7 protein-coding genes and 1 pseudogene are annotated in these 6839 nt (G+C 39.7%); 3 read left to right on the top strand and 5 right to left on the bottom strand.

Annotation, left to right across the window (positions count from 1 at the left end):
* Positions 1-604: calcium-binding protein (locus HG547_RS20470; RefSeq protein WP_169548850.1), on the top strand; the 604-nt coding region annotated here is incomplete at its 5' end.
* 1746 nt (positions 605-2350) lie between these two features.
* Positions 2351-2628: pseudogene (locus HG547_RS20890) on the top strand (IS91 family transposase); the annotation flags it as partial.
* A gap of 423 nt (positions 2629-3051) precedes the next feature.
* On the opposite strand, the gene HG547_RS20465 reads toward HG547_RS20890, so the two are convergent.
* The 5 genes from HG547_RS20465 to HG547_RS20880 form a co-directional block, all read right to left on the bottom strand.
* Positions 3052-3885 (bottom strand): hypothetical protein, encoded by an 834-nt coding sequence (locus tag HG547_RS20465; RefSeq protein WP_169548849.1) that lies wholly within the window; start codon positions 3883-3885, stop codon positions 3052-3054.
* A 228-nt stretch (positions 3886-4113) separates the two neighbouring features.
* Entirely contained in the window at positions 4114-4986 is an 873-nt protein-coding gene (locus tag HG547_RS20460; protein WP_169548848.1) for a hypothetical protein, read from the bottom strand.
* Between the two features lie 143 nt (positions 4987-5129).
* The gene (locus HG547_RS20885) at positions 5130-5360 is read right to left on the bottom strand and encodes a DUF2511 domain-containing protein (RefSeq protein WP_248278778.1); all 231 of its coding nucleotides are present in this window, start codon (positions 5358-5360) and stop codon (positions 5130-5132) included.
* Positions 5361-5568: 208 nt separating this feature from the next.
* Positions 5569-5949, bottom strand: coding sequence for an SOS response-associated peptidase family protein (locus HG547_RS20450; RefSeq protein WP_248278777.1), 381 nt, complete (start codon positions 5947-5949; stop codon positions 5569-5571).
* Positions 5950-5997: 48 nt separating this feature from the next.
* Positions 5998-6141: a hypothetical protein gene (locus HG547_RS20880; protein ID WP_248278776.1), complete on the bottom strand. Its 144-nt coding sequence runs from the start codon at positions 6139-6141 to the stop codon at positions 5998-6000.
* A gap of 323 nt (positions 6142-6464) precedes the next feature.
* On the opposite strand from HG547_RS20880, the gene HG547_RS20445 reads away from it, so the two are divergent.
* Complete coding sequence (locus HG547_RS20445; RefSeq protein WP_169548847.1) at positions 6465-6695, top strand: hypothetical protein; 231 nt, start codon at positions 6465-6467, stop codon at positions 6693-6695.
* The last annotated feature ends 144 nt before the right edge of the window (positions 6696-6839 follow it).

The raw sequence follows: 6839 nt of genomic DNA, 5'->3' as shown, positions 1-6839 counted from the left end.
TGGTCAAATCGTGGTGAAGTCGGGTTATACCTCAAGCGCTAATGCAATTGAAGCGATCGAGTTTACAGCTGATAGCAGTGGTGCGAGCAACTTGAATGCAGCAGCAATATTGTCGGCAGCAATAGGGATGTATGGTACTGAGGATAACGATGTCATTAATGGCACATCATTGGCGGACAGTTTATACGGTGGTTCGGGTAATGACACTCTTAATGGTGGTAATGGAGATGATATATATGTATTTGGGTTTGAAAGTGGGCAAGATATTGTTAATAACTATAATTCCAGCACTTCCAGCATTGATATTGCCCGCTTTGATGATGTCTCAATTGAAGACCTATGGTTTAGTCGTGATGGTAATAATTTGCAAATCAATGTCATTGGAACTACTGATCAAGTAGATGTTTCCAATTGGTATAGTGGTGTAAATTACCAACTTGATAAAATTCACGTTGGAGATTCAGTATTATTGAATACTCAAGTTGAGCTGCTTGTATCAGCAATGGCAAGTTTTGAGGTTCCAAGTGGAGTAGGAAGTATTGTATCTCAAGATATTCAGGATTCACTAAAACCAGTATTAGTAGAGAATTGGCATACATTCTAGAATTGAGCTAGAAATATAATTTCGCGATTAAATTGAGGCATCTTACTCATTCAGTAAGATGCTTTTTTTACAGTATTAAATATGATGACAACTTCTTGAGAAGAAATAGAAATTGGGGCTTTGATACGTGAATGGCAAACAGCATCTTTGATACGGCCTAGATACGCTCAAAAATGCGGAAGTACTCATATCCTTAAGCATTAGTGGTACAGGAAATCATTGCATCAACCTTACAGGAAGATGCAATGGCGTGTTTTTTCTTTTGTGTTAATTATTTCTTGTCAAACAAAGTTAGTGAAATTGCGAGATTTTGAGCTGCCTTGCGCTCGATGTAGACGTTCAATCGTGCGCTCAGTTTGACCTGTTCTTAGGCCACTATCTTCACCTGCATAAGTGTCACCAGATCACCTTAAGCTTTATGGCCAGTCGATGGCTTGGTGCGACGTATTCTTTAGCTGTACTCTTTTCATCTGCAGACGTGTCACCCAATCCCAAAGCGCATCATGAGCGCTGAACAGTAATTAGCTAATGTCGGTGATCTATGTCGCCGGTACCTAAGCTTGTTGTTCTGCTTGGTCCTATGATCCTGCCTTGTGTTTACCTGCAGCTATGTCCGCTAATCTCATGCTGGCTAATTGCTTGTTGGGATAAGGGGATGGATAGGGCATAGGTGTTGATACCTGGCATCAAGGTGCATGCTTCCGTTCGTTAGCTGCTTAATACCTGCTGATGTATTAGTCGTTCAGGCATTTGCTGATGTTTGTGGGTGAAGCCGGCATTGATAGGGCTTCAATAGGCATGTTGTGCGACGATGACGAGTGAGAATTCCGCACGTTTTCTGAGTCGTAGTTGTTACTGATATGTTGTATGGCGATAGGGGTATTACTCCATTAGAGTTCAACAGTACTTCGATGCGGCCTAGATAATCACTAGATAGCCTCAAAAAGTTGGGAGTACTCAAACCCATGCAGCAGTAAGGCTACAGGCGAGTCGTTGCATCAACCCTAGAGGAGGATGCAACAGAGTGTTTTTGTTGCTTCAGTGTTAAATGTTGACGATAGGGTGAAGAGGGTAAAAGCCAAGGTTTTAGACGGTTTTATGTGAACAGTAGCTGTCTAGGCCTTGGCTTACTTTAGCCGAGTGCCAGGCTCGTTCTCTTTACCTATATTAGTCATCCTGCATGGATAGGAATGGAGCGATGATCATGTGCAATTATGATGAATTTTGATTTTTAGATGGGCGGATTTTGTGCCTCGCCGATGCTCACGGTTTGATTAAAACCGAATGCGCCACTTTATGACGATGAGAATCACTCGCAACTCGATGTAGATGCTAACCATTATCATCGCGGGTCCTTCCGGCTCGGTTGATTGCGGGGGCGGTGACGCGCAGTGCTTCACTACATATGAGAATTTTAGAGGGCTTGGTTGTTGTTTTATTTGCGGGCTTTTAGGGGCCGTTCATAATTTTGAACGCTATTTAAAATATTGATTATTATTCCTCTTTTCTCATTTCTCAGAAGTTCAAAAAGTAGGTGTGCTCGGATATACCAACTTGAACAGATCGATTTTGTGATCCTTTGATCTTTGTTGAATGGGCCGATATTTTGTCTCTATGGGTAAGCGAGTCACTATAAAGCAGAGAACTGTGAGGGGAGAAACCTACCTTTAGTTTGAATACATCAGAGCACACCGCCTAGGCATATCGATTCGATCTAGCTTTATCCCAAAATCACTTAACTGATAACTAAATCATTCCAAATTTGCTCACCGGTTAGTGCTGTATGTCATAACTGTGATTTTACGCAGTACTTAACCAATGCTTGCCACCGCAAAAAGCTTGCGCTAATCAAGTTGCAATCAAACAATTCATTGGTGATATTGGCGAGGCCTTTGGTTAAAGAAGACTGTTTGTGGTCATGTCCGCAATGCCAGTTAGGTCATTTGCAGTTTATTGGGCTGATAAAACCGCAGGGATTTGTGATGATTAACAATCAAAGTCAGCCAGTACGAATGTCAGGATAACCACTCCCCTAAGACGTAGCGTAATGACCGACAGTGAAAAGCAGCCTGCCTAATGTAGAGTAATGAGAGCGAGTATGTCAGGCTATAACGATTGGCATAAACTTCCTGCAAACGCAATAAGCCTTGGAACACTCAAAAGCTTTACCGCCATATTCGACAACTATTAACCTGAACTCGGGATAAAAATTTGAACTAGTGGCCTTCCAAGTGAACGATTCTTTCGACCAATAGAAACCTAATTACACCGACGGGCCTATGCTTAAACTAGTGAAGTTATTTTGTTATGCCTATGATTTTTCTTTTTTTAATTCCTGAGTGGTAAATAATCCTGTTAACAGATGGAACCTACATCAGTTGGATTTATTGCCGTTGTTTTTGGCATTCCCTCTCCGTAATTCTTTGCGTAATACATCGAATTTATCTTTAGGTTCGTTTACATATCGACTTACTTTCTGGTTGAAGTAATATTAGTGCTGATAAATAAAATGAGAATAGTGTTAAAAAATAAATTATACTTTTCTTTAAATTGTCTTCGAAAGTAACTTGTTCATTGTATGCTGTAATTACTAATTCATAGTTGTTAAGCATGGCATTTGCACTTTCGCCTAAATCTTTTACAAATGCAAAAGGGTCTGTATTATGTTTTAAAAATAGCTCGTCACTTGAATATAGTTCCTGCAATAGACTTACTTGCTTTTTAAATAACTCATATTTTTCTTTATCATTAAGCTCTTTGTTGTAATTGAATGCAGAAATTAATTCTGGGTAATATGAGTTTAGTCGTTCCTCACGTTTTTTGAAGCTTTCAATGAGTAGGGAAAAGTTTTTTATTTCCTCTGCTAGTTTATATGGTTCTTCAATATTTATTAAAACTTTACCAGTCATCTGGCTGATATCATTTAATAAGTATATTGCAACTGAGCTGTTGAAGTTAAGTGCGCGCAACAACTCCTTGAGTAAGTAATGGTATTCATTAATGTTTTTCAAGGTTTCATCATTGAGTTTGATTCCATCCTGACTTAATAATAGCTTTGGTACAACACCACTTTCTTTTATTAAATTAAAGTTTTTATGAATTTCATTGTTCCATACATCCAACTGAAATTTGTATTCGTATGCCTTGTTTTCTTTTGTTTTTCCTGCGTCAACCCAAAAGCAGGTTTGTACAATGGTTACAAGAAATCCAAATATTAAAACCAATAATGATAATTTTGTTTTTTTATCTAATGAATAAACTGAGTTGACGGCTGCATTCATAGTTAAATCCAAATTTAAATTTTATCTTAGTTATTAAGGTGACTTTTAATTATATGTTCTAAACGCCGCAGTGTACATGGTTTTATACTCAATATAGTTGCAGGACTCATTGCCATCAATTTAAAGGCAATAAGCTACTACTGAGCCTCACTGACGCCGAGTTAAATGCTATTGCTGTGATGACTCGTTAAACTGATATAAGGTTAATTACTTTATCATGCACTCACTTTATCTATAGTGATACTTTCCTTTAGGCGGATTTTGGGGTGCAATCTCCGGCTTTTTAATAACACTCAGATGGTCATTGCACTTAGGGCAGAGGTTGAGTAACGAGCTGCCTTCAAAGTCTAATTTACAGAATACGCAGCGATATATCCCGACTGTTCTTTGGTCAGGCTTAACTATTTGCTCTTTAATCCGATCTCTTGTGGTCTTGGGTTCATCATGCTGTTTTCTATTTTGTTGGTGCTCAAGCCACTCATTTCGCCTTGGGTTATAGATCCAATGCTTTCCCTTGATAGCCGTTTCTAACCATTCCTGAAGCAGCTGTGTCGATGATTTTAGCTTGTGTGATTCACTGAATAATTTCGAGAAATGGATTAATTCAAGGCAGAGTATCGCTGTGCGATGATCCTCACCCAAATTATTATATATCGGTGCGGGGCGCCCAGGGTGACTTATGTAAAGGCATAACTTGCGGCCTGATACCATTAGGATTAAGTCAAACATTATATCCTGCTCATAGCTATCAAGTGTTATATTCTGGAACTCAACGGTTATTTTCGCGTTTTTAGTAATGACATGCTTGTCGCCTTCAAAGTCTATCTCCAAAGGTGGCAACATCAACAGGCCCGTCTCTTGCATCATCTGCTTGAGCATGTAGCGCACCGAGACAAAGAAGGAGAATTGGCAAGCCTCAATCTCTTCTTTACAGCCGCCTTTGGGATCATGAGAAAAGTGGGAGGCATAAACTTCACCCTGCCGAGCGATTAAAGAAATGCCACACGATGGACAAACACAATCACAAGCCTTACCCCGTGTCGCAGCCTCTGCATCGATATACACGCCATCACTACGAAGGCCAAAGGGGATTAAGTTCATGAAGTTACTTGCATAGTTTCAATCCTTCCTGAAAGATTGGGTTGATGTTCACATGGGCTACTCCACCCATTTCATCCTGCACTTGTTGAATGGTTTTGTTTTCCTGCTTTGCTATAGACTGCTGGTATTCCGACATCGAACTATCAACTTTCCCATATAGGGGTAATATCGACATACCCTTTACTTATAGTAATACCGTTAACTGCATATTCTATATCATTGGCAATGAAAAATACCGCCTGCTCATAACAAGCGATCTCTCCACTCTCAGCTGTAAACGGCCAACTTTCACCATAACTGTCTTGTTGAATTTCTTTAGCCGTTGCAGCTAAGCTCAGCGCTAAAATTGAGAAGGCTAGAATTGTTTTAAACATGGTTACATCCATGATATCAGAGTGTTATGCCGTCAATCTTACTTTATCAATCAGTTCATACATAGAACAAATATCTATGGACATTATAGTTTGATAGGTTCCATTAAAGTTTGTCACTTTTTTCTCAGCCAGTTCACTTGAGCGAGGTTATGTGGGTAGATTATTGCTAACATACCTTTATCCAAAAATGAGTTCTTTATTTTTGACTTTATAGAAACTTAGATTGCATGGATTGCGATATTAATATTTTCAGGGTGGCAGAGCAGTGCTCTAACTTCACTGCTTCAGTTTTAAGCCAAAAATCAATTTCAAATGGGCTGATCAGCAGGGGCATTCTGCCATGATAGGCTTTACACTTTTCTGTAGGCTCAGTCGTTAATGTAACTAGCTGGGTAAACTCTGCGTTTGGATAGCATATTCCGGCCATGTAAAGTGGCTCTCCTGTATCATGACTAAACAGATATTTCTGTTTTTCACCTTCCTCGCGCCATTCATACCAACCAGAGCAGGGCACAACGCAGCGGTGGCTCGCAAATGCCGAAGCGAACGTTTTCTTTTCTCGCACGGTTTCAGCCTGTACACTAATCAATAGCTTTTTCGACCAAGCAGGCTTTATTCCCCAGGTGCAATCTAGCTGCTAAAGCTGGCTATCGGCCATCATAATCACCGATACTTGTTCGGTAGGGCGCAAATCAAGGTTAGTTTGTGGATTAAATGGCACACCCAGTTGAAGAGATACCGTATTAGCGAGAAAACTATCAATGCTTATGCGTCCGCACATTAGGCCAATTCCTCAATATTTCTATCTTTATACACAATAGACTAAGTAAAAAATCAGTACGAGCGCCACAAAAGTCTAGACTGTACCTCTCACGAATTAAGCTGCCATGAACTGTTAGCTCCTTATCTGTTGTAAAACTAATATCTTTTTTATTAGGGGTTTACAGCAGAGTTAATGTAGCCAATTGAGTATTGGCGAAGATGCTGATTTGAACAAGCTCAATGAAAAGTGGGTCATATTGATTGATTTTGCATTTTTGACCCGCTGTTACTACATTTCAACGTAGCTAAACAGGTTGTCTATTTGCAAAGGAAAGCAGAACCATGATCTTCAGACCAGTGCGAGTCTTTGTCACAACATTACTTTTTACCACTTTTGGCTTCTTAATCATGTTTCTGGTGCAGTTGTCTGAACCTACCTGTGTTGATGATTTATCTGAACTAAATGATATCGTTGCAAAGAGAGACCAGACGGGTGACACCACCGCGGTGAATTTTGACGTGGGGTTTGATAAGGAAAAGAACCAGTGGTGTTACATCGAAACATCACAATAATTCTTGCCAGTTAGCTAACAACGCCTACAATTACTGTATATAAAAAAGGGCTATCCATTTAGCGCCACCAGTGTCAATATGTAGTAATGAAAACTTCATCGTATTTATTAAAAGCTGGCGTCGATTACCCTACAAATTGGGACG

The organism is Shewanella sp. DNRA4, from assembly GCF_012843185.1.
In the GTDB taxonomy this organism is placed as follows: domain Bacteria; phylum Pseudomonadota; class Gammaproteobacteria; order Enterobacterales; family Shewanellaceae; genus Shewanella; species Shewanella xiamenensis.
The sequence above is the reverse complement of the archived record's forward strand: the minus strand, read 5'-3'. Positions and strand labels throughout refer to the sequence as shown.